Annotated in this window: 16 protein-coding genes and 4 pseudogenes; 9 read left to right on the top strand and 11 right to left on the bottom strand. The window is 67.4% G+C overall.

The genetic code is table 11. The features are described 5' to 3' along the window. Nucleotides 1-2,517 carry a Pls/PosA family non-ribosomal peptide synthetase gene (locus OG735_RS02200; RefSeq protein WP_327321413.1) on the bottom strand — a complete coding sequence of 839 codons (2,517 nt, stop codon included), beginning with the start codon at nucleotides 2,515-2,517 and terminating at the stop codon, nucleotides 1-3. 1,026 nt (nucleotides 2,518-3,543) lie between these two features. Further along, nucleotides 3,544-4,398: a helix-turn-helix domain-containing protein gene (locus OG735_RS02195; protein WP_327321412.1), complete on the bottom strand. Its 855-nt coding sequence runs from the start codon at nucleotides 4,396-4,398 to the stop codon at nucleotides 3,544-3,546. Between the two features lie 154 nt (nucleotides 4,399-4,552). Here OG735_RS02195 and OG735_RS02190 point away from each other — a divergent pair, with 154 nt between their 5' ends. Next, nucleotides 4,553-5,158, top strand: a complete 606-nt coding sequence (locus tag OG735_RS02190; protein ID WP_327321411.1) for an NADPH-dependent FMN reductase — start codon at nucleotides 4,553-4,555, stop codon at nucleotides 5,156-5,158. Nucleotides 5,159-5,356: 198 nt separating this feature from the next. On the opposite strand, the gene OG735_RS02185 is transcribed toward OG735_RS02190, so the two are convergent. After that, on the bottom strand, nucleotides 5,357-5,734 hold the full coding sequence (locus tag OG735_RS02185; protein WP_327321410.1) for a peptidase inhibitor family I36 protein: 378 nt from the start codon (nucleotides 5,732-5,734) through the stop codon (nucleotides 5,357-5,359). Between the two features lie 736 nt (nucleotides 5,735-6,470). On the opposite strand from OG735_RS02185, the gene OG735_RS02180 reads away from it, so the two are divergent. Further along, nucleotides 6,471-6,836 carry a DUF1330 domain-containing protein gene (locus tag OG735_RS02180; RefSeq protein ID WP_327321409.1) on the top strand — a complete coding sequence of 122 codons (366 nt, stop codon included), beginning with the start codon at nucleotides 6,471-6,473 and terminating at the stop codon, nucleotides 6,834-6,836. A gap of 83 nt (nucleotides 6,837-6,919) precedes the next feature. Beyond that, nucleotides 6,920-7,528, top strand: coding sequence for a GOLPH3/VPS74 family protein (locus OG735_RS02175; RefSeq protein WP_327321408.1), 609 nt, complete (start codon nucleotides 6,920-6,922; stop codon nucleotides 7,526-7,528). 84 nt (nucleotides 7,529-7,612) lie between these two features. On the opposite strand, the pseudogene OG735_RS02170 reads toward OG735_RS02175, so the two are convergent. Further along, a pseudogene (locus OG735_RS02170) lies at nucleotides 7,613-7,785 on the bottom strand (IS701 family transposase); the annotation flags it as partial. Next, nucleotides 7,757-7,933 (bottom strand): annotated as a pseudogene (locus OG735_RS41800) (IS1380 family transposase); the annotation flags it as partial. The pseudogenes OG735_RS41800 and OG735_RS02170, both read right to left, overlap by 29 nt. Between OG735_RS41800 and OG735_RS02165 the strand changes: the two are divergent. From OG735_RS02165 to OG735_RS02150, 4 genes and pseudogenes are all read left to right on the top strand, one after another. Next, nucleotides 7,890-8,015, top strand: coding sequence for a hypothetical protein (locus OG735_RS02165; RefSeq protein WP_327328639.1), 126 nt, complete (start codon nucleotides 7,890-7,892; stop codon nucleotides 8,013-8,015). The pseudogene OG735_RS41800 and the gene OG735_RS02165 overlap by 44 nt on opposite strands. Before the next feature lie 614 nt (nucleotides 8,016-8,629). After that, on the top strand, nucleotides 8,630-9,457 hold the full coding sequence (locus OG735_RS02160; RefSeq protein ID WP_327321407.1) for an FAD binding domain-containing protein: 828 nt from the start codon (nucleotides 8,630-8,632) through the stop codon (nucleotides 9,455-9,457). Continuing rightward, nucleotides 9,454-12,171, top strand: coding sequence for a molybdopterin-dependent oxidoreductase (locus tag OG735_RS02155; protein WP_327321406.1), 2,718 nt, complete (start codon nucleotides 9,454-9,456; stop codon nucleotides 12,169-12,171). The genes OG735_RS02160 and OG735_RS02155 overlap by 4 nt, the downstream gene beginning before the upstream one ends. 314 nt (nucleotides 12,172-12,485) lie before the next feature. Continuing rightward, nucleotides 12,486-13,741, top strand: a pseudogene (locus tag OG735_RS02150) (IS256 family transposase). A gap of 25 nt (nucleotides 13,742-13,766) precedes the next feature. Here the strand turns inward: OG735_RS02150 and OG735_RS02145 are convergent. Together OG735_RS02145 and OG735_RS02140 are read right to left on the bottom strand one after the other, a co-directional pair. Further along, entirely contained in the window at nucleotides 13,767-14,567 is an 801-nt protein-coding gene (locus OG735_RS02145; protein ID WP_327321405.1) for an aminoglycoside 3'-phosphotransferase, read from the bottom strand. A gap of 214 nt (nucleotides 14,568-14,781) precedes the next feature. Next, nucleotides 14,782-15,618, bottom strand: a complete 837-nt coding sequence (locus OG735_RS02140) for a GNAT family N-acetyltransferase (protein WP_327321404.1) — start codon at nucleotides 15,616-15,618, stop codon at nucleotides 14,782-14,784. A gap of 397 nt (nucleotides 15,619-16,015) precedes the next feature. Here OG735_RS02140 and OG735_RS02135 point away from each other — a divergent pair, with 397 nt between their 5' ends. Then, the gene (locus tag OG735_RS02135; protein WP_327321403.1) at nucleotides 16,016-17,440 is read left to right on the top strand and encodes a M1 family metallopeptidase; all 1,425 of its coding nucleotides are present in this window, start codon (nucleotides 16,016-16,018) and stop codon (nucleotides 17,438-17,440) included. A gap of 91 nt (nucleotides 17,441-17,531) precedes the next feature. On the opposite strand, the gene OG735_RS02130 is transcribed toward OG735_RS02135, so the two are convergent. Both OG735_RS02130 and OG735_RS02125 read right to left on the bottom strand, forming a co-directional pair. Then, complete coding sequence (locus OG735_RS02130) at nucleotides 17,532-17,948, bottom strand: PaaI family thioesterase (protein WP_327321402.1); 417 nt, start codon at nucleotides 17,946-17,948, stop codon at nucleotides 17,532-17,534. Next, nucleotides 17,903-18,022, bottom strand: a pseudogene (locus OG735_RS02125) (DUF4287 domain-containing protein); the annotation flags it as partial. The pseudogene OG735_RS02125 and the gene OG735_RS02130, both read right to left, overlap by 46 nt. 141 nt (nucleotides 18,023-18,163) lie before the next feature. On the opposite strand from OG735_RS02125, the gene OG735_RS02120 reads away from it, so the two are divergent. After that, entirely contained in the window at nucleotides 18,164-19,963 is a 1,800-nt protein-coding gene (locus tag OG735_RS02120) for a hypothetical protein (RefSeq protein ID WP_327321401.1), read from the top strand. A gap of 475 nt (nucleotides 19,964-20,438) precedes the next feature. Here OG735_RS02120 and OG735_RS02115 read toward each other — a convergent pair whose 3' ends face one another. Next, nucleotides 20,439-21,698, bottom strand: a complete 1,260-nt coding sequence (locus OG735_RS02115; protein ID WP_327321400.1) for a vWA domain-containing protein — start codon at nucleotides 21,696-21,698, stop codon at nucleotides 20,439-20,441. Further along, entirely contained in the window at nucleotides 21,695-22,960 is a 1,266-nt protein-coding gene (locus tag OG735_RS02110; RefSeq protein ID WP_327321399.1) for a MoxR family ATPase, read from the bottom strand. The genes OG735_RS02115 and OG735_RS02110 overlap by 4 nt, the downstream gene beginning before the upstream one ends. Between the last annotated feature and the right edge of the window lie 36 nt (nucleotides 22,961-22,996).

Here is a 22,996-nt window from a genome sequence, read left to right as displayed (position 1 = left end):
CTACTTCCACTCCTCGCCGTTGTTCCGGCGGATCTGCCGGGCCGGATTGCCGCCCCACCGCGCGTGCTCCGGGACGACCTCGCCCTTCATGAGGAAGGAGTCGGGGGCGAGCACAGCGCCGTTGCCGATCGTCACGCCGTAGTGGACGAAAGCACCGACCCCGAGGGTGCAGCCGGAGCCGATCGTGCTGCGGTCGGACTTGAAAGTGCCGTCCTCCTGCGAGTGGCACTGGATGACGCTCCCCGCGTTGAGCGTGCAGCCGTCCCCGATGGCGACCATCGTCCGCTCCGTCAGATAGCAGCCGTCGTCGAAGACCCTGCGACCGAGCTGGACACCCAGCAGCCGCCAGATCACATTCTTGAAAGGGGTGCCGTTGAAGATCCGCAGATATGTCTCCGACGGCACCTTCCAGAAGCGCTCACGCCGCCAGAAGCGGAGGTCGTAGATCGAGCAGAAAAGCGGACCCAGGGGGTGGAACGCCGTGACGGCACGTTCGACCAGCACGAAGTACACGGCAGTGAACGGAAGTACGAGGACGTAGGCCAGTGCGATCACCGACGCACCAAACGAGGCGTAGAGGTCCGCCGCGCCCGAGAGGAGCAGGGTGACACCGAACAAATGGATCCATCCCACCAGCAGGAACAGCCCCATGGTGGCGGCATTGTGTCTGTTCTTGGATGCGAGGCGGCTGCGCAGCTTCTCGCCGCTCTTCAACCCGTCGAACGTGCTGTCCCGCTGCACCGATCGCGGAATCTCGAAGCTGGGCGAGCCGAGAAGACCGACGCCCTCCCGGATCTCCCCGTCGACAGGGACCATGACCTTCGTGGCGAGAAGGCAGTTGTCGCCCGTCCTGCCCCGCGAGGGGTAGGCGATCCTGTTGCCGAGGAAGTTGCGCGCTCCGATCGACGCCCGGGACACGCGAAATGAGGTGCTCGAGAAGTCGGCGTTGATGATCGACAGGCCGTCGGCGACCATCGTTCCGCTCCCGACGGAACTCAGGTACGGGGTTTCGTGCCTCACCTCCGTACCGAAGTTCGACCCGGTCTGCTCGATCCTGGAGAGGTCGTACCCGAGGAAACGCAGGTAGTGGACGATGCAGGAGCTGTCGCCGAACAGGCGCGTCAGGAACCTCCTGTTGGTCACGAACGCGATCGCCCGGTGCACCCCGTAGTGGAAGCCGTACAGGGGATAGACCCTGCCAGGTGTGATGGCCCGGGCGAGCAGGCGGGGGACAGTGGCCAGGACGAGAAGAAGTAGGGGCACGGCGCCGAAAAAGAGCACGGCGGAGGCCGCCAGGGTGTCGAGGAAGAACGTCCAGTTCGTGAGGACCGCGGGCCCCGGTTCCAGGACCGCGCGGAGCTGCGGGGCCAGTGCGAGCAGCATGCCCGCGCCGCCGACCGCCAGCGGCACGTACAGGAGCAACACGGCCACAAGCTGCAGGACGCTGTGGGTCGCCCTTCTCAGAGCACCGCAGCCGGCCGGGCTCACCACCTGGTACTCCACCTGCGTGGGCTGCGCCGGTGACCCGTGCCAGTGCTCGCCGTCAGGCACCGCCTGACCACTGTGCAGGGAGGAGGCATGGCCGAGCTGAGCGCCGTTGCCCAGCGAGGTCTCGATGTCGAGCACGGTGGCCTCGCTGACGACCACGTCCTTCCCGAGGTTGACCGGGCCCACCTGGATCACGCCGGCGCGAGCCCGGTAGCAGTTGAAGAACGAGTCCTTGCGGATGACTGTGCCGTCGCCGATGACGAGCAGATCGGTGCACACGGGCATATTCCGGGAGAAGACCGCGACGCCCCGCCCGATTCTCGCGCCCAGCGCCTTGAGATAGAGCGCGTAGATCGGCGAACCAATGAACAGGACCAGCGGGTCCGACCGGACCAGCGTCTTGACGATCCAGAAGCGGACGTACCCCAGGCTCCAGATGCGGATCTCTCGGGGCTTCCACCGACCGATGAGGGTCCATTTCACCAGGATCGGAAGGACACACAGAACCAGAAGGCCTGCAGCGCCGAACATGATCGATCGCAGATAGACGTCGATCACGCCCGCCCCGGCGGAGATCCACTCGTAGCCCCGAGCGGTGACGAGCGCGAGGACGCAGGAGTATCCGAGGAAAGTCAGGAGCTGCAGCGCGCCGCACAAAACGTACTGGGGCATCCCCGCCGGGGCCGCTGACACCGAGTCCGACGGCTCGACCGGGGAGGCGGGCGCCGAGTCCGCCAGCGCCGTCGCCAGACTCCTGATCGTCGGATGCCGGTAGACGTCCTTCATCGATACCGACGGCAGGTCCGCGCGCTTCCTCACTCGCGCGCAGAAATGCGCCATCACCAACGAGTCGGCGCCCAGTTCGTCGAAGAAGTGACTGTCGACCGACACCTGTCCGACGCACACGACGTCAGCCAGCACCTCGGCGAGGATCCTCTCGGTATCAGCGGCCGGTTCGTCATACCCGCCCCGAAGGGGTGGGGACTCCTCCTGGCCGGAGGTCAATGCCTCGACCGGTTTTCCGACCATGTGAGCTCCCTGGAGAAGTTGCGGCCGCCACCGGCCGCCACGGGCCCATGTTCCGGGCCCCGGCGCTGCAGCCCGGCAGGGTCAGAGCGTGTGACCGTACGGCGGGTAGCCTTCCGGGCGCGGACGGTGAGCCGGTCGGGAGGCTCCCCAATACGGTTCCGTGCATGCTCGACGCGAGCCACAGACGGATGTCTCACTTGTTATTCGGCACACGTGGCTACAGGGATTGCATATTTCCGTACTTATCTCAAATGTCGGCCCCAATCTCGAGGAATGGACAACCCGCGAGCCCGGACGCGGCGACCGCTGGGGCATGTGCCACCGGGGAAGAGGGACCGGGAGGGCCGAGAAACAGGTGAGGATCGCCGCATCGGACGCGGCCACCAGAACCGCCAGGGCTGTGGGGTGTGAACCAAGGCCACGGACGAGTACGGCCTGATCGATCACTACTAGGTGTGACGACCCCATGCCGGTTCTGACACCGGTCCTCCCCGCGCCGGACTTCGGCACACTGACCGATGGAGCCACCCATTCCAGTCAGCCGGCCGGCTTGCGCGTCGGGAGGCCCCTGCGCGTCAGCGTGATGGAGCTGCTGGAACCGGTGGTTGAGGTCACGGTCACCGTTCCGGAAGACGCCGTATGCGGGGGGCTCAGGCGACCTGACGGCACGACACGGAGTCTTGTCCGGACCGACCCATGCTCGCGTGCCGGTGCCAGAGTTGACCAGTCTCGGGGTCGGCCTCCAGACCTGCGCAACCCCCTTTTGGCAATGAGCGCGGAGAACTGGGGCAGCAGCCTGCCGAAGATCAACGGGGTCAGCGCGTTGGCTCGCCCGTCGATCACTGACGACGTGCTGCGGGTGAGTGCGCGCAGCGTCGTATCCACGACGTCGCGCGGATCGCGCTTTCCGCGTGACGGTCGCGTGTTCATCGGCAGCGGATGGTCAGGGTTTGAATACCGAGCCGGACGGCAGCCCTGCTGTCAACAGGGCCCCGTAGCCGTGCCTCGCGTGCCTCGCGGCCCGCGTCAGCCGGAAACTGCGCGCAGCGCGCCCGGCAGGCGGCCGGTGAGGCGGTCGAGTGCGACGGATGTGGCGTCGTCGGCGGGGAGGTGGACGATGAGGCGCTGGTCGTCGTCTGCGGGCAGTTCGAGGGTTTCGTACGCCAGGCGCAGCTCGCCCACCTCGGGGTGGATCAGCCGTGCTACGCCGCTGGACTTCGGAAGGCCGGGCAGGGTGTCCACGCGCTCGGCGAAAGTCGCCCCGGCGGTAACGGTCAACTCGTCCGCGAGCGCCGCGACATGCCGATCCGCCCGGAACGGCCCTTGCTTGAGGGCGGCGACTTGTTCGTCGGCGATGCGGTCCCAGTCGGGGTAGGCGGTACGCGCCCGGTCGTCGGTGAACACGAAGCGGGCGAGGTTCGGCGGTCTGCCGTCCAGCAGACCCATCGGTCCTGCCAGCCGCTCGTAACCTGCGGTGCAGGCGAGAATTTCGCTCAGCCGGTTGATCAGCACGGCGGGGGCGGGCTCAAGGCGGTCGAGCAGCGCCCGCACGGTGGGGCGCACCTCGCGGGCCGGTGTCGCGCCGCCCATGCAAGTGAAGCCGCCCTCGGCCCCCTTGGCGAGGCGGTGCAGGTGGATGCGTTCGCTCGCGGTCAGCCGTAGCGCGTCGGCCAGGGCGGAGAGCACTTGCGCGGACGGGCGGCGGTCGCGTCCCTGCTCGAGCCGTGTCACGTATTCGACGCTGACTCCGGCGAGCGTGGCCAGCTCGGCCCGGCGCAGGCCCGGCGTACGGCGGCGGGGCCCAGTGGGCAGCCCCACCTCGGCGGGTGTGACGGCTTCACGGCGGATACGCAGGAACATGCCCAGCTCGTTGTCGCTCACGTTGCGAACGTAACAGGCGTGGCCGCCGGGATCGTGGCCCTGCCATTACCAGCCTCGGCCCGGCCTTCCTGGTCTCCGCCCCGCCCGGCAGGTTGAGAGTCGTGACCACCGAGGTCACCTGTCACTTACTGACTTGCGGAGAAGGAGCACAGCCATGCCCAGTGAGACCCTCAACCTCGCGGTGATCATCGGCAGTGTCAGGGAGGGCCGGTTCGGCCCAGTGGTCGCGCGATGGTTCGTCGAGCAGGCCGTGCAGCACGGCCAGTTCACGGTGGACCTGATCGATCTCGCGGATACGCCCCTGCCGCTCGAGCTGCCGCCCGTGCCGCCGGCGCTCGAGCCCGACATGGCCCGTCCCGCCGAGATGGCGGGCCTCACCCGGCGGATCGCGGCGGCCGACGCGATCGTCGTGGTGACGCCGGAGTACAACCGCAGCTTCCCGGCCTCACTGAAGGCCGCCATCGACTGGCACTACACCGAGTGGCAGGCCAAGGCGGTCGGTTTCGTCGGCTACAGCGGGGGGAGCGGCGGCATCCTGGCGATGGAGCAGCTGCGCCAGGTCTTCGGTGAGTTGCAGGCCCACACGGTCCGCGACTATGTCGCCTTCCCCCGGTACTACGAGCTCTTCAGCCCCGACGGCATCCTCAGGGACCCCGAGGGCCCCAATGGTGCCGCGAAGGTACTGCTCGACCAGCTCCTGTGGTGGGGCTCGGTCCTCCACGACGCCCGGCGCGACCGCCCGTACGCCACCGCGCATTAGGGAAGGACCGTCATGCGCGGTGCGAGGGTGCGGGCGCCTGCGGCGCGCTGTTGGGCGCGGCAGGAAGTCGAGTCCAACGCCCACCGCGCCCCACGTTCCTCGGGACGCGGGTTCTGTTGGCCCGATGCATCAGCCAGCACTGCGCCGCGCCATATGGCTATGTGTTTCCTCGGCTCCGCGGAGTGTGGAAGAACTCCACTAGCACTCGCCCCGCCACCTGACGCCGTAGATGACTTCGGTGTAGGGGGCAGTCCATTTGTATTCGCCTGGCCCCGGGTTGTAGTGAAGGCAACTGGTTACCGTGCCGTCTCCTTCGTACCAATAGGTCATGTCGACGTGGTCGGCCCCGGGCAGGCGGTACCCATTGTTGAATACGGACCGGAATGCCACGCTCCCGCTCCAGTTGCCTGCCGTTTTCAGAACCAGGGTGCCCGTCTGGTCCGGCCCGCTCCAGGCACAGAAGTACCCCTTGGGGCAGCCGGCCGGGTTCGGCTCGGCAGAGGCGGTGGGCGCTAACGCGATGACGCCGAACATAGCGGCGGACGCGGCAAGGGCCGCAGTAATCCCTTTGCGCATGTGTCTCTCCTTCACTCGTGGCTGCCTTCATTCTTCGGGCCCGGATCGAAGACGCGCAAACACTTCAACGAAGCTGGAAGTGTGGCCACGGCCGAGGCAGATGGTGCTGGCCCGTGCCGAGCGAGTGTGAGTTGGAGGAGTCGTGAAGTGGATTTGGCGGTGGAGAGAAGCACTGTTCGGATACACAGGTCTTCCTGCCGTACTCCGTATCGCGAGCAGTTGCTCGAAGCGCCGCGACGATAGACGGTCAGGCCGCCCGGTCTGGGCTTGATCCGCTTTGACGGACATTTGAGATCAGGGGTTCTGCCCCGGAAGGGCTCACGCCGCCATGTCCCTCACCGGCGACCAGGAGGACCCGGCGACCCGGCGCCTCACCTGGTGGTGCCGCATGCTGGGCTTCCGCAACCGACTGCCACCTGGGGCGGTGGCCAGGGACCTCGGGATCAGTAGGGAGACGCTGCGTACGCGGGACGCAACGACACCGTCGAGTCGGCGCCCGCGCGTCGTGACGGATGCAGCTGCCGTCCTCACTCCGTAAGCTCGTATACGGGAGTGCTCGTCGGCGGGTAGGTTCCGCTCGGCGCACGACGCCCCTCGCCTCCAGCTCCTCGAGGCGCTGATTCAGCACGTTCCGGCTCGCCTTCGGGCTCGAAGCGTAGATCCGTGAAGCGCTTCGAGCCGAACATCAACTCTTGCGGACGACCAGCAGGGTCCACCGCTCACCCATCAGGTCCACATGACCACATACCTGATCAATCAGTTACGCATTCCCGGCATACCGCAGGAGGAGACCCTGGCCTATCTGGAGCAGGTGGAGGCCACCACAGCGCCGTACGGAGGAAAGTGGCTTGCGATGGACGCCGAGGTGCAAATCCTCGAAGACGCTTGGCCTGGCTCGGTGGTGCTGCTCGAGTTCCACGACATGGCGAAGGCCAAGGAGTGGTACAACTCGCCCGAGTACCAGAAGATCCTGCCCTTGCGTACCGACCGCACGATCAGTGACCTGATCCTCGTTGACGGTGTCGGCCCGGACTTCACGCCCGCCGGCTACGCGCAGCAAATCCGTGCCGCGATCGGGGCGGCCTCCGACAACGGCAGCTGATCTTGCCGCTCGGCGTCATGCCGGGCGCCGGACACGCTGATCCGCGAGGCATCGCTACTGATGCCCCTGACGTGGAGCCATTCATGACCACACCGCGGGACCTGATGATCGCCGCTTTGGACATGGCGTCCAGTCGCACTGTTGAGCCGGGCGATCTGTCGCTTGCGCTGGCGGGCGCCGAATTGATCGACCTCCTGGGCGCTCAAGCCATCAGACTGGACGACGATCACATCGTGCCGAGCCATCGGCCAGCAATAGCTGATCGCCTGTTGGACGAGGCCGCGTCGTCACTTGACCGACAACCGCCGTACGAGTCGGTCGACGACTGGCTGTGGCGCAGAGGCCGCGGCCTGTCCGCGGCGTATCTGGCAGCCCTTGAGGCGGAAGGTCAGCTCACTCGGCAACGCCGCCACCGCTGGATACCCTCCCGGACGAGCCAGATGGTGCTGGTCGATTCGCCCGATCGCCGCCTGGCGGCGAACCGCATGACATCGGATGAGCCCATCCTCGCCGCTCTTGCAGCGGCTATCGGGATCCGAGACAAGCAGACTGGCGCCTCTCCGAGCGTGGCCGACGACACGGTGGCGACAGCGCTCGCCGCCGTCAATGACGCGTTGAGGGAACTGGAGGTCGAACGGCAGCGGCGAGCTATCGACGAGGCGGCCTTCAACAACATTTGGCGAGGCGACTGACGACGGCACGCGTGGCGATCCTGCCGGTGCCGGTGCCGGTGCCGGTGCCGGTGCCGGTGCCGGTGCGGGTGCCGGTGCCGGTTACTGGCGCTGGACGCCGACCGTGTGCGTCCCTTTACGTCCCGCCTCTCATCGACCACCAGCGCCGCCTGATTGTCGTGCAGATGCTCCACCATGTAGCCGCACACCTCGTAACGCACCAGATCGGCATTCCACTTGGCCCGGCCGAGCAGGTGCCGTACGCCATCCGGAGTCGCCTATGCGGGCGGCGGCGGGCAGCAGTCGGTAGCGGATCTACTTCGGCTCGGCAGTGGCCAACTCGCCATCCAGCAGGAGTGCCTGGGTCCAGACGATCAGGTCGATGGCTGCCAGGGTCAACTCCAGCCACGCTGCGTTGATCCCGAAGCTCAAGCGGCGCCGCCGCCACCGCAAGAGCGGTAAGACCACGTTCAAGACCGTGTACGCCGGTCACCAGCCTGCCCGCTGAGCCGGCCGACCCGGCCCGACTCGCGTCCATGATCCGCGGTCATTGGGCCGTGGATCCCTGCACCACATCCGCGATGTGACCTTCGGAGAGGACGGCTCCCAGCTTCGTACCGACAACGCGCCCCGCGCCCCGCGCCACGGCGACACCTTGCCATCGGCGCCCTGCGCGCCGTCGGATGCTGCCACACCGCAGCCGCCCTGCGCCGAAACGCCCGCGACGCCCTACGCCCACTGGCCCTACTCGGCATCGCGAGCACATGGCCACGAACGAGACATCACGACTTCACGGCGAAGCCCTGACTTGGCGAGGCCGGCCCGTTTCGCGATATGCTTGAAAGGAATCCATGCGCCCGCCGGTCCTTCCTCGAGTAGTTCGACCGCAGCGGCCCAAATTCGATTCTGTCGCTCGAGGTTGTACGGCTCCCAGCGCGCATCGTGACGCGTTTCGACATTCGACGAGTGTATCGAGCCGAATGTCCGCAATCGAAAAAAGTATGTTCGCAGCCCTACCTGCAACAATAAGATCGGGGAGATGCTAGCTGCGCCACGCGCTGGTTGATCGAGTTCGGTAGGCGGTCCGTCGCACGATTATCGTCGATAGGGAGATCAGTTCCCATGGACCTCAACACCATCACCGAAGTCATCCGGCGCCCGTCCGATCGGCCAGGCATGGACTGGCGCGAAGGCGACGCTTGGCTCGCAGGCGGATCGTGGCTGTTTTCCGCGGAGCAGCCAAGCCTGCGCCGCCTGATCGACCTGACGGCGTTGGGTTGGGATCCCCTCTTCCCGAGCGACGCGGGCCTCGAAATCGGCGCAACGTGCACCATCCGCGACCTGTATACCTTTGCGCCGCTAGGTGATTGGATCGCGGGCACCATTTTCGCGAAGAGCTGCGAGGCGTTCTTGTCCTCGTTCAAAGTCTGGAACTCGGCGACCGTCGGCGGCAATATCTGCATGTCTTTGCCTGCTGGCCCAATGATCACGCTGACGGTCGCACTCGAGGCAAAGTACGAGCTGTGGGCTCCTGACGGGTCCGCACGCATCGTCGATGCCCTCGACTTCGTGACCGGCAACAATCGGAACATTCTTACTCCCGGGGAAATCTTGCGGCGCATCGACATTCCAGCGCGTGCCCTGAGGAAACGCGCCGCGCACCGCCGCTTCACGCTGACCCACCTCGGCCGTTCGACGGTATTCCTCATCGGTACTGAAACACCAGGAATGAGCGACCTGCTGCTCACCGTCACAGCCGGAACTACACGGCCTGTGCGTATTGCTTTCGACACCATGCCCGATGCCCGAACTCTGCAGCAGAGCATCGACGTTGTCCCGGCCGACGTCTGGTTCGCCGATCCAAACGGTTCCCCCGACCACCGTCGCCACCTGACAAAGCACTTCGCGGAAGAGATTCGTCGCGAACTCATAGCTGGGGGCCTGGCATGACATACATCGTGAACGGCAGGAGCTTCGACGAAGAACCAGACCCCGGCCAGTGCCTGCGCACATTCCTCCGCTCACTCGGCCTCTATGGCGTCAAAAAGGGTTGCGACGCAGGCGATTGCGGCGCATGCACGGTGTGGTTGGACGGCAGTCCGGTGCACAGCTGCATCACCCCTGCTTTCCGCGCGGACGGTCGCGAGGTGACTACGATCGAGGGTCTCGGATCACCCGGCAACCTGCATCCAATGCAGCGACAGTTCCGCGACGCCCCGGGGTTCCAATGCGGTTTCTGCACCGCAGGGATGATCATGACGTCGGCAACGTTCACAGAGGCCCAGAAAGAGGACTTGCCGCAGGCGTTGAAGGGCAACCTCTGCCGCTGCACCGGCTATCGAGGGATCGAGGATGCCGTGAAGGGCGTCGCCGGCGTGGAGACAGCCGCGCCAGGAAAGGCCGTCGGGACGAGCGTCAGTGCGCCGGCAGCCAACGACGTGGTAACCGGTCGCGCCGAGTTCATGATGGACACCCACATCGAAGGCATGCTGCACCTCAAGGTGCTGCACTCGCCACACGCGCACGCCCGGATCGTCTCGATCGACAAGACAGCTGCACTCGCAGTTCCCGGCGTGCATCGGGTCTACACCTGGGAAGATGTGCCGCGCAAACCTTTTACTACGGCGATCCACAGCGACCATCTTGTCGATCCGGGCGACACGTTCATCCTCGACAACACGGTCCGCTTCGTCGGCCAACGCGTCGTTGCGGTCCTGGCCGACACGGTCGGGGCGGCAGAAGAGGGCTGCCGAAGGGTCGTCGTCGAATACGAGGTAATGCCGGCAGTATTCGACCCCGAAGAGGCAATGGCCGAGGGGGCGCCACAGCTGCACGGCGCGGACGATCCATTCGTCCGCGATCCCGTCCACAACATCTTGCTCGAGATCCATTCGCACATCGGCGATATCGATGCAGGGTTCGCCGAAGCAGACCTGATCCACGAAGGCACCTACTCGTCACCGCGAGTGCAACATGCGCATCTCGAGACCCACGGCTCCATTGCCTGGATGGAGAACGGCCGTCTGAACGTCCGCACCAGTTCGCAGTCACCGTCGATCGGGAAAGTCAAACTCGCCCATCTGTTCGCGCTGCGCCCGGACCAGCTCCGCGTGTTCTGCAAACGAGTTGGCGGCGGCTTCGGCGGAAAACAGGAAGTGATCTCGGAGGATCTGGTCGCGCTCGCCACTCTGGACACCGGGCGACCTGTCTGCTTCGAGTACACCCGCGAGGAGGAGTTCACAACGGCTTCACCACGGCATCCGATGACGTTGACGGTCAAGCTCGGCGCGAAGGCGGACGGAACACTCACGGCGTTCCAAGTCCGCAATGTGTCGAACACGGGCGCCTACGGCAACCACGGCGGCGAAACGCTGTATGCAGGCGGCGCTGCCGTCATGATCTACCGCTGCCCCAACAAGAAGTACGACGCGTTCTCCGTCTATACGAACACCGTTCCGAGCGGGGCACTGCGCGGTTACGGGATGACGCAACCGGCGTTCGCCGTGGAATCGGCGATGCATGAACTGGCACTCGCATTGCACATCGATCCGCTCGAACTGCGTCGACGCAATATCGTGCGACCGGGTGATCCGCTCGTCGCCATGCATGAAGGCCCCGACGACGTGGTGTTCACCGAGGACGGACTCGCGAAGTGCATCGATCTAGTGAATGACGCCATGGCCCGTACAGCCGATGAGCCGTCCCCCGGCCCCGGGTGGCTCGTCGGGGCCGGCGTCGCGAGTTCATTGCACGAGACTGCGCCCCCAACCGAACACACCTCCGAGGCCTGGGTCACGCTCGGCGACGACCTCATGTACGAGTTGGCCGTCGGAACAGTCGAATTCGGCGAGGGTACGTCGACCGCGCATGTCCAGATCGCGGCCAACCAACTGGGCACGACGCCGTCGCGGATTCGCCTGGTGCAATCCGACACCGACCGCACGGGATTCGACACCGGTGCCTTTGCGAGTGCAGGCCTTTTCGTTTCGGGCAACGCGGTACTTCGAGCGGCCAATGCTGTGCGCGACCGAATACTGGAATTTGCTGCCGCCCACACGGGTATCCATCTCGTGATGTGCTCGATGGACGACGAGGTTGTCGTCTGCGGCGACCAGCGCGTGTCGTTGGCCGAGCTCGTCGCATTGGCCCGAGCGCGCGGAATTCGATTCACCGCCGCCCGCAAGGCCTACGGCTCACCCCGAAGCGTCATTTCCAATACGCAGGGGTTCCGAATCGCTGTCCATCGGGTGACGGGTGAGATTCGTATCCTTTACAGCGTCCAGGCGACCGACGCCGGCGTAGTCATCAACCCCGCGCAAGTCCAGGGACAGGTAGAAGGCGGTGTCGCCCAGGGAATCGGCTTCACATTGACCGAGAATTACCACGTCGATGCGAACGGTGTCATGGTCAACCCGAACTTTCGCAACTACCGCATCCCCACCTACGCCGATATCCCCCGCACCGAGGTGCTCCTGGTGGACTCGGCGGATTCCGTTGGGCCCATGCGGTCGAAGGGAATGGCGGAAAGCTGTATCAACCCGGTGGCCCCCGCGTTGGCGAATGCGCTCCATGACGCCACGGGCGTCCGCTACCGCGCGCTGCCCCTGACTCCGGAACGAATTTACAGCCGACTCAGCGAAAACCAGTCGGTGCCTACGGCCTGAGCAGCTGAGCCGTGCCGGGGCGGCGGCGGGCAACTGTCCGACTACCTGGGCAGTTTCGCGGTCCCCTCCGGATGGGCGGCACAGACGCGTCGGCGAAGTGCGCTTGTGGCACTACGAACCGTGGGTATGGGTGGATTTCACCAGCGTCCAGACTGAGCGGCAAGGGAGCACATGGCCAGGGTCGGCCCAGCCTGTGCTTTGAGCAATGCTCAAGACCTGTGGATCAGGCGCGGGAGGACGTACCTTCCCGGGTGATCGATCGATAGGTCACCGAGCAAGGCCGACGTTGCACCGTCGGTCGGGAAGGCACGTCCGTGCTCACCGTAGTCAATGCCGACGGCACCACCAGGGGCGGGTCGTCGCTGATCGACGAGATCGTCCGGGAGGGAGCCCGCCGGATGCTCGCCGCCGCGTTGGAGGCCGAGGTCAACACCTACATAGCCGAGTTGGCGGACCAGTGTGACCAGCACGGCCGGCGCCTGGTGGTCCGTAACGGCTACCACCAGCCACGGGAGGTAACCACCGCGGCCGGGGCGGTCGAGGTGAAGGCCCCGCGGGTGAACGACAAGCGCGTGGACGAGGCCACGGGCGAGCGCCAGCGGTTCTCCTCCGCGATCCTGCCGCCGTGGTGCCGCAAGTCCCCGAAGATCAGTGAGGTGCTGCCCCTGCTCTACCTCCACGGTCTCTCCAGCGGGGACTTCGCGCCCGCCCTCGAACAGTTCCTCGGCTCGGCTGCCGGGCTCTCACCGGCCACGGTCACCCGGCTCACCCAGCAGTGGCAGGCCGACCACCAGGCGTTCGGCAAGCGGGACCTGTCCGCCACCGACTACGTCTACGTGTGGGCTGACGGCATCCACCTGCGCATACGCCTGGCCCAGGCGAAGTCCTGCGTGCTGGTGCTGATGGGCGTGCGGCCGATGGCACGAAAGAGCTGATCGCCATGAGCGACGGCTACCGCGAATCGGCCGAGTCATGGGCTGACCTCCTGCGCGACTGCCGGCTCCGGGGCATGCGATCCCCCGTCCTGGCCGTCGGGGACGGCGCCCTGGGCTTCTGGAAGGCCATCGCTGAGGTGTTCCCCGAGGCCCGACACCAGCGATGCTGGGTTCACAAGACCGCAAATGTTCTCAACGCCTTCCCGAAGTCGGCCCAGCCCGGCGCGAAGAAAGCCCTCAAGGAGATCTACAACGCCGAGGACCGCGAACACGCGCTGAAGGCCGTCGCGGCGTTCGAGAAGACGTACGGCATGAAGTTCCCCAAGGCCGTCAGGAAGGTCACCGACGACGTCGACGAGCTGCTCGCGTTCTACGACTTCCCCGCCGAGCACTGGATCCACCTGCGGACCACCAACCCGATCGAGTCGACCTTTGCCACGGTGAGGCTGAGGACGAAGGTCACCAAGGGGGCCGGCAGCGCGGCCGCCGCACTCGCCATGGTCTTCAAGCTCGTCGAGTCCGCCCAGGCTCGGTGGCGAGCCGTGAACGCACCCCACCTCGTCGCCCTGGTCCGGGCCGGAGCACGCTTCGAACGCGGCCACCTCGTCGAACGCCCCGAAGCTCAGGCAGCCTGACTCACGCCATCGCGGCTTGCGATGCTCACGACAGTTCCCACAGCAGCCGGTAGTACATGATCCGTTCCAGGTCCGGCTCGACTCCGTAGGCTTCGAGCAGTGGCTCTTCCCATCCCGGACCGTAGTTCCACTGCGTACTCCATGTGGCGACAGCGAGGTCGGCCCAGCGGTCGGCGACACCGAGCGTGCCGAGGTCGACGTGTCCGGTCCACGTGCCGTCGTCCCCGACCAGGGTGTTGGGAGCGCAGGCGTCGCCATGACAGACGACGAGCCGGTCGATGGGCGGGATGTCAGCGAGCACGCCGAGCGCGCGCTCGACAGTGCCGAAGTGCTGAAGGTCTCGAGGCCAGTCCGTCGGAATGGTCCGGCCTGCCGCCGCTCGTGACCGCGCCCTCTCCAGGCGCTTTTCGGCGGACCAGTCGAACGGGCAGTTCGCGACGGGCAGCGCGTCATGGAGCGCCCGCAGCCCGGAGCCGATCGCGCGTACTGCGGTGTCGGGGTCGCGCTTCCAGTGGTCGTCCACCGCCATGCGTCCGGGCAAGCCATGGGTGATGATCCAGGACCCTGTTTCGTCAGCGCCCTCGCCGAGTACCCGCGGCACCATGGTGAACCTCGCCGCCCACCGCAGGCGTGCCACCTCAGCTGCAAGGTCGATGCCGCTGCCAGTCGGCGTCCACTTCACAAACTGCCGTGTATCGCCCAAGCCGACTTGGAACGTCAACCCGCCGAGCACGTTCTTCCATACGGCCCGTACCGGCTGCCCCGCCGCGAGCTCGGTGACGATACGTGGAGGCTCGACAGGTCCTTGGGGCGAGGTGGCGATCATCCGCTCATTCTCACCAGAGCGGCTGGTAGCCAGCCAACCATTTTTGGACCCTTCGGTCAGCCGCCCATCCGACCACCCGCAATAGAGACCCGCGGATCCACAGAATTTGACAATTCCTCCTGTGCTCTTTTTTCGCGCGGCCTCCAGGGCCTGCACGACCTCTGGGTTCTCAACTGATGGACGATGCGCTGAAGTAGAGCCTGTTGCGAGCTGGTCAGCAGCCGCTGGCTGACGCATGACTGTATGTGTTGTTGTCGGCGATGTCGGTCAACAGGCCGCCGAGGTCCGGGTAGCGCCCATGGGCCTGGCTGATCGACTCAGCCTTCATCCATCGGCCGAGGCCGTGCCCGCGGTGTTCGGGCAGCACGCCAGTGCCGTAGTGCTGGCCATCGCCCTTGCCGTTGCCGGGCACGACCAGTTCTGTGAACCCGGCGATCGAGCCATCGGACTTGTCGATGGCGACGACAGTGTGCAGCAGATCGCCGCGCTCTTCGACGGCCTGCGCCACGGCCCGGACCCGGTCCACGTCCCAGGTCACGATGCCGTAGTCGGTGTCGTCCATCGGCATGTCGTCCATGGCGCGGCGTGAGGCGGCGAACATCTGGGCGATGTCGTCGGGAACGGTTCCCTGCCATGACGCAAGCCGGTAGCCGGGACGCGGACGCTCAATGATCTCGGCGAGCGTGGTGATGTCCACGTCGGCCAGTGACAAGCGGGTGAACCTCAGCGTGAGGACCTTGCGGAAGCCTCGGGCCGACAGAAACCGGTCCCCAGGCGATCCGGACTCGGTCTGTGCGATGACGCAGCGTCGGGCGTCGTCCCGGGCGGCCGCCACAGCGACGTCGAGAAGCCGGGAACCGACGTACTTGCGCCGCTCCGCCGGATGGACATGGATGGTCAGTTCGGCCAGGTGCTTCTGCCCGGCGTCGGCGAACAGGCGTAGGAAAGCTGTCCCGACGGGTATGGCATCGGCGTCGCTCGCCAGCCAAACAAGACGTCGGCTGTGCAGGCTGCCATCGGGGTCGGTCAGTGGGGTGATGTGAAGCGACAAGGTGTCTCCGCCGTGAGGAGGTGGCAAATTTCAGTACGCGGAATCAACCGCTGGGCACTCCTGCGCATGTGCTCCACACCTCCTTGTCGACGGCGCTGGTCCGGAACAGCAGGGACGTCCGGGAGAACGTAACTGCTCCGCAGCCTCTCTGCAAAGGGGTATCGGGGGTGTTGCGACCGCGTGGTCGCAGCCACTCGTGGCCACGGCCCGGTGGCGGTTGACGGGTTGATTCCGCACGCAGCTTCTGCGACTTTGCCCCCACGGCTCTCTGGAGTGAGGTCAAGGTCATTGAGGAGCGACGCCTGTGATCACACGGGCGTTGCGTTCCCTTGTGCGATAGCGTCGAACTGTTTCCCGCCTTGAACAGCCACCCCACATCCGGTGACAAGGAGACTGAGTGTCCCGCGCACTGCGGCAGTTGGCTCTGCCGGCCGCCGCCGTTCTGCTGGCCTGCTCGGCCTGTACTGGCTCGACGCCGACAGGCAAGCGCACCTCCCACACCACTGCCTCACCGGGCGCGGCCGGAGTCGGCGACACGCTCTTTCCCCGGCTGGGTAACGGTGGATACGACGTTGCCCACTACTCCCTCACTCTCACCTATCAGCCCGAAGAGAACATGCTGAAGGCCACAGCAGTGATCACTGCGCGGGCCACCCAGGCGCTGAGCTCCTTCAACCTGGATCTGCACGGCCTCTCCGTGCGCAAGGCCACGGTCAACAAGCATGCGGCACAGACCGTGCGCCGCGGTGACGAGCTGGTAGTGACGCCATCAGTCACAGTCGGCCGAGGCCAGAAGTTCACCACCGTGATCGTCTACGACGGTGTGCCGGAAACCATTGAGGACTCGAAAGGGGCGACGGAAGGCTGGATGGAGACCGACGACGGTGCGGTGGGGCTGGGAGAACCCACCGGATCCATGGCCTGGTTCCCCGGCAACCATCACCCCTCCGACAAGGCCGGCTACGACATCACCATCACTGTCCCCCGGCCATTGAAGGCCATCTCCAACGGCACGCTGAAACACCACACAGCGAAAGGAGGATGGGCGACCTATGCGTGGAGCAACCCCGAGCCCATGCCCAGCTATGCCGCAACCGTCGCGGTCGGCGACTTCGAGATCAGCGAGACCGAGAGCGGTGGCCTGCCCATGTACGTGGCGACAGACCCAGACGAAAAAGACAAGGCACAGCGCATACCTTCGCTGGTGAGCGAAGCGACCGCCTGGGCCGCCACGCGATTCGGCTTCTACCCGTTCGCATCCACCGGTGCCATCGTCGACCACTTCCCCGACCTGGACTACGACGCCCTCGAAACACAGACCAGGCCCTACTTCCGCCAGGCCCCGGACGACAAGCTGGTCATCCACGAGATTGCTCACCAGTGGTTCGGCAACTCGGTGACGCCCCGCTCATGGAAGGACATGTGGCTCAACGAAGGCTTCGCCACCTACGCAGAATGGCTGTGGGAAGAAGAACAGGACGGCAACACAGCCCAGGAGACCTTCGACGCCTTCTACAACGGCACTCACCCGGAGAGCGAAGGCATCTGGGACTTTCCCCCGGCAGCTCCGCCCGCTCCGGAACAGGTGTCCGACCCGCCGGTCTACGGCCGAGGAGCCATGACCCTGCATCAACTCCGCAAAGCAGTAGGCGACAAGACCTTCTTCTCCATTCTGCGAACGTGGACTCGGGAGCACCGGCATGGAAGCGCCCAGTCGGCGGACTTTATCGACCTGTGCCGGAAAGAGTCCGGGCTGGCCCTCGACGCTCTGTTCAACGATTGGCTCTACAAACCAGGAAAGCCGTCCCGGGCACGCCCTTGAACTGATCGTTTCCGCGGTGAATCCGACCACCCGCATCGGTGAGCGCTCTGCTCGACGGGCGGTCCGGTCCCTTCCTGATCGCCCGCCACCACTAACGGATGGACTGGATTCGTGCGGTCGCGGTCGCCACAGCCACCGGCTTGCCGTCGGTGCCGATGAGCTCGCCGGCGAGAAAGCACACGTCCTTGCCGCGCTGCACGATCCGTCCGCGCCCCAGAAGCCGTCCGGGGCGGGCTGGACGGAGGAACTGAACATGGAGATCGAGAGTCGGCGCGAACTGGTTTTCCGGCAATGTGGCGACCAGCGCCGGCCCCAGGGTGTCATCGAGCATTGCGGCCAAGAACCCGCCCTGGATCACACCGACAGGGTTCGCGAACTGGTCACCCGCCTCAAACGCCGCCTGAAGGGCTTGCCGACGGCCTGCGCTCGGTTCATTGATGAACCGCTGACGTGTGTCGGTCAGTCCGAGTGCTTCTGCAGCGGGGAGGTGCGGATGAGCTCTTGCCACTCCTCGATCGGCCGACCGTACTTCTTCTCGATCGAGGGGAAGTAACTCGCGGAACCCTTCACCGGTTCTGCCATCGCCGGGTCCTCCGTCCGTGCGGGTGCCATGCCGCGTATCCGCGTGGTGGCGGGATTCGGACCAGCCTACGAGGCCGCGGGGTGAAGCGGGCCGTGGGCCGGCGCGACCCGTTGTCGGTGCCGTCCGTCATGATCGGACGCATGAACGAGATCGACACGGCCGCACCCCGGACCCCCCGCACGTGGAGCGGATTCGCCGCATCCGCCGCCCTGCAGGGGCTCGTCGGGGCCTCGGGCTGCTGGAACGACGACTCCTTCGCCGACATCAGGCGCATCGGCCGCTACATCGAAGGCAGTTGGGCGCCCGAGCCGGGCGAACGGGAGGTCCGTCCGCCCGCGGCGGGCAGCTGGACGGAACTCATAGGGCGCACGGGCGCACTCGCGCTGCGCGCGGCCGCCCCCGCGACCAGGCCGGAGCGCCGCGAGGTGCTGCTCGACTTCCTGGAGATGTGGGCGCGGACGCCGTTCGCCGACCCGACCTACCGCTTCCGCCTGGGCCGGCTCGCCGGAACGACCTCGTTCACCGTCCGCGACCACCAGGGCGCCTCCTTCGGCCTGCACCTGCCGGCCGCGCGCGAGACTCGCTACTTCGAGGCCGTGCTCCCTGGCGGCGAGGCCGCCCCGCGCCCCGAGGAACCGCTCTACGTCGTGGACTGCCACCGCGGTTGGGGCACCCCGAGGCAGCTGCTGCGCCTGGTGGAGCTCGTCCGGGAGCGCGGCCCGGTCGCCTGGGACATGGACGCCGCCCTCGCCCTGAGCGAGGCGACCGGCCTGAGCCGCCCCGCTGCGGCCCTCGTCCTGGCGGGCAACCCCGGTGCAGGCGGCTACTACACGCCCTTCCTCGACGAGCACGAGCGCGCCGCGTTCGGCTTCAAGGCCGGCGAACTCGAATCGGCGCGCGCCGAGTTGTCGATGCTGCACGACGACGAGCGGCTCGCCCTGCTCGCCGACGTGATGCCCGCGGACCCCGTGGACCTGTGGGGGCCGGGCGGCCTCGCCCGCGTCGCGGAGCGCACCGCCGCGGCCTGGGCGGAGCAGCACGGCGCCCGTCCGCACGCGCCATGGAGCACCTGGCAGGCCGCGGTCGCCCTGGATACCCGGATGCCGGCGACCCACCTGTGCCATCTGTTCCTCGACCCGGCGAACGCCACCCTGCCGCCGGGCTTCTACCTGCGGGTCTGGCCCTGCCCGTCCGAGCACCGCCACCTGCGCACCGCGTGGGACGTCATGGGCGACTACGACGCCGAGACCGTCGCGGACGCCGTCTTCGCCGGCCTGCCGTGGGCGTACGCGGACCTCCCCGCCGGGGACCCCCTACGCACCGGGGCGCCGGAGGCCGTCCACCACCTGCGCAAGGTGCTGGCCGGCCGCGACTCACCGGCCCGGGTCCTCCGCTCGGGCGTGATCCGCGGCAATCGGGGGAGCCGGCGCTGGGACTGGCTCGCGGACGGCACCTGCGACCGCGTCATAGCCCGCATCACCGCCGACGACCTGCCTCCGGGCCGCTACGAGTCCGACCCGCGCGCCTGCGCCCCCGACCTGGTCGCCGACGTCGCCGCCACCCTCGACCTGCCCGAGGACGCCGCCGCCCTCCACCTCCAGCTCCTGCTGCTCCCCGTGCCGTCGGACCGCAACGTGCGGCGCTGGAACGCCTGGACACCGGCCCGCCACAAGGCGGCCGCGGCGGAGCTGGTGGCGCGCGGCCTGGTGGTGGAGGACCGCCGGGCCCGCGCGGGACGCACGCTCTTCCTGCCCGGCCCGTGGGCGCACGCCAAGAAGCCGCTGCCGCCGATGGAGTCCTGGAAAGCGCCCCTGATCGGCGCGCAGCTGAGCGCCGACGGGAGCGAGGTGAGGGCCTTCGAGCTGCTCCCGGGCACGCTCCCCGAGCTGTTCACCGAGGCCTGGCGGCTGGTCCGCAGGGGGGAGGGGCCGACGGCCTGACCGCTGGCGGTCTGGCAGAGCGACTCCAGCGGCCCGGAGTGCGGCCCGCGCCGCCCTCCGGGCCGGCCGCGCGGGCGATCTCCCCCCGACCGCCCCCATGGTGCACGCCCCGGGGCACCCGGGCCGTGGTCTGCTGTGCTTCGTAACGCTCTGACGTCACATCCAACCCGGCATGGGACCCACGAACACCAACCCCGCGAACCTTCACGGTCACAGCACTAGCCGGTCAGGGCGGCTCGCTGCGCTCGTCGAGCTGTGCAGGAGGCACTCACGCGCTCTGCGTGCGTTCCCGCCTTTTGCTCGGATGGACTTGAACACCCACGAGATGCGCAGGAGGCCTCTGTTCTCATGCCCGGCCAGCCAGGAGATCACCCGACCGGGAGGCCACACTCGATCCCACGCTCACCATGATCGAGAGAGCAATGGCTTGTCAGTGACGCATCGGAAGAGATGTGTCCGCGCCATCCTGAGGGGCTCACTGAGCAGTGGGAGCCGACCCGATGTCAACTACTCGTGCCCACGCGGGCGGCGAGTCCGGCTCGTAATCGGGATCGTCCTCGTCCCACGACCGGGCTGCATGCTGCCGAGGGAACAGACCCACCACCGTCCGGCACGGTGGTCGTGTGCCCGGCCAGGGCGTCTGGCCGTCGGTCAGGACCACGATGACATCGGGGCGGGGCTGGGCTCGGAGCGCCCTGGCGAAGCCCGTGCGCAGATCCGTACCCCCGCCGCCCACCAGCGGTATCCCCTCGGCACGGCACAGCGGGTGCACGACCCGGGCCGCTGCGTCGCACGACAGCACGGTGATCAGGTCGCGACGGCCGCCCACGGCACGGGAGATCGCGGCAACCTCGAGGAGCGCGCTGCCCAGTTCGGTGTCACTGACCGAGCCGGATGTGTCTATGACCACGGAGACCCGAGGCGGCCTGCGCCGCAGGCTCGGCAGAACAGCGCCGGGCACCCCGGCCGAGCGCCGCGACGGCCGGCCGTAGGTGTAGTCCTCGCCTGCGCCGGGGCCGGAGGCTGCCGAGCGGACCGCCGCGCCCAGCAACGCCCGCCACGGCTGCGGCGGATGGAACGCCTCCTCCGCCCACCGCTGCCACCCCTTCGGAGTGTTCCCCGGACGGGCGGTGATGCCCTGCGCCACCCGGAACCGGACCGCGTCCCGTTCCTGCTCGCTGAGGCCGTGCGCGCCGTCCGGTCCCAGCTCCCACTCCCGTTCCAGTCCGTCGGCGCCGCTGCCGCAGTCCAGCCAGGCCATGCTCTGCGTACGCGGCCCGAGCCGGAACTGGCGCAGGTAGTCCTCCATGAGCTCCCCTTCGGGCAGCCCCAAGGACACCGGTTCGACAGCACCTTCGGGCCGGACCAGCCCGTCGCCGAACACGTCGTCGTTGATCTCGCAGTCCGCGGCGATGTTCATCCGCAGCCGTTCCCCCGGGCCGGTCAGCCCGCGCTCCCGCGCGACCCGGTCACTGCGCCCGTGGTGGTCGCGCAGCAGGTGCGACACCTCGTGCACCCATACCCCGGCCAGTTCCTCCACCGGCGTGCGGTCCACGAACGCCGGTGAGACGTAGCACCGCCAGTGCCGGTCGACGGCCATCGTCGGTACCAGCCGCGACTCGACGGTGTGCAGGGCGAACAGGGCCGTCGCCAAGTAGGGCCGGACCCGTACGGCGTGCAGTCGGGCGGCGAAGAGCTTGTCGAGGTCCAGTCTCCCCGGTGCGTCCGGGATCATCGGCCGGCCTTCGCGGCGACCGCGGCCCGGGCCGCCGCGTGGTCTGCTCGCCGGGACAGGGACACAGCTCCGGCGAGCCGCTCGATCGATGCAGGAACGTCCCGGTCCTCCCGGCGCAGTGTGGCGAGTGTGGTCGCGGGGACGACCACCAGGTCCGGGGCTCCGGCCTCCACCGCCCGGACCAGGAGCGCCCACGCCGCGTCCCAGCGGGACTTCTCCGGGCGCTTGCGGACCGCGTCCACGACACCGTCGAGCACGGCTTGGCGCAGATCCCCCCGCTCGGGCAGGGCGGCACTCGCCGGGTCGGCGAGAAGCACCTCGGGGTCCGGGAGGTCCATCCGGTCCAGGCCGGCCAGCAGCTCCAGTCCCGGACCGTCCCCCACGGTGCCCCTGACCAGGAGGGAAAGTACTTCCCGGGAGGAGTCGGCCGCGGTCGCGAAGGCGATCAGGCACAGGGCCATCTCCCAGCTTCGGGGTGACGGCCAGGGGCCGCCCCGGCGCGTTTCATTGCTGGGCAGTTGGTGCACGAGTTTGGGGCGGGCGGTGAGGAGCCCGCACACCGCGCGCCGCGCGAAGTCCACGGCGTCCGGCAACTTCTCCGGGGCGAGCCGTGGCAGTGTTGCCCGGGGCCACGTCCCACCGAGGCCGCGTACGACGACCTCGTGATCGTGGGTCCACTGAAGATGAACGAACCGGTTGGCCAGCGGCGGGCTCAGCTCCCAGCCGTCGGCCGCCGAGGATCGCGGATTGGCGGCAGCCACGATCCTGACCCCGGGCGGCAGTTGCAGGGCGCCGATCCGCCGCTCCAGTACGAGCCGGAGCAGGGCGGCTTGAACGGCCGGTGGTGCGGTGGACAACTCGTCCAGGAACAGCAGCCCTCGGCCGGCCCGTACCAGGCGCACTGCCCAGTCGGGCGGGGCCATCGGGACACCCTGTTCCGCGGGATCGTCTCCGACGATGGGCAGGCCCGAGAAGTCGGACGGCTCATGAACACTGGCGATCACTGTAGTCAGCGGAAGGTCCAGGGCCGCGGCAAGCTGTGTAAGGGCCGCGGTCTTGCCGATCCCCGGCTCACCCCACAGGAGCACGGGCAAGTCGGCGGCCACGGCCAGAGTCAGGGCCTCCAGTTGTGTGTCGGGCCGCGGTTCGGTGGTTGCGTCGCGCAGCAGGGTCAGCAATTCGCCGGCGACGTCGAGCTGGGAGGCGTGGTGGGCTGGGTCGGAGAGGGAGCCGGTAGCAGCGAACGGGAAGCATGTGGGCATGTGTGATCACCTATGGGTTCGTCGTGAGCCGAGTGG

This window comes from Streptomyces sp. NBC_01210 (assembly GCF_036010325.1).
In the GTDB taxonomy this organism is placed as follows: Bacteria; Actinomycetota; Actinomycetes; order Streptomycetales; family Streptomycetaceae; genus Streptomyces.
This window is presented reverse-complemented; position numbering and strand designations above follow the sequence as displayed.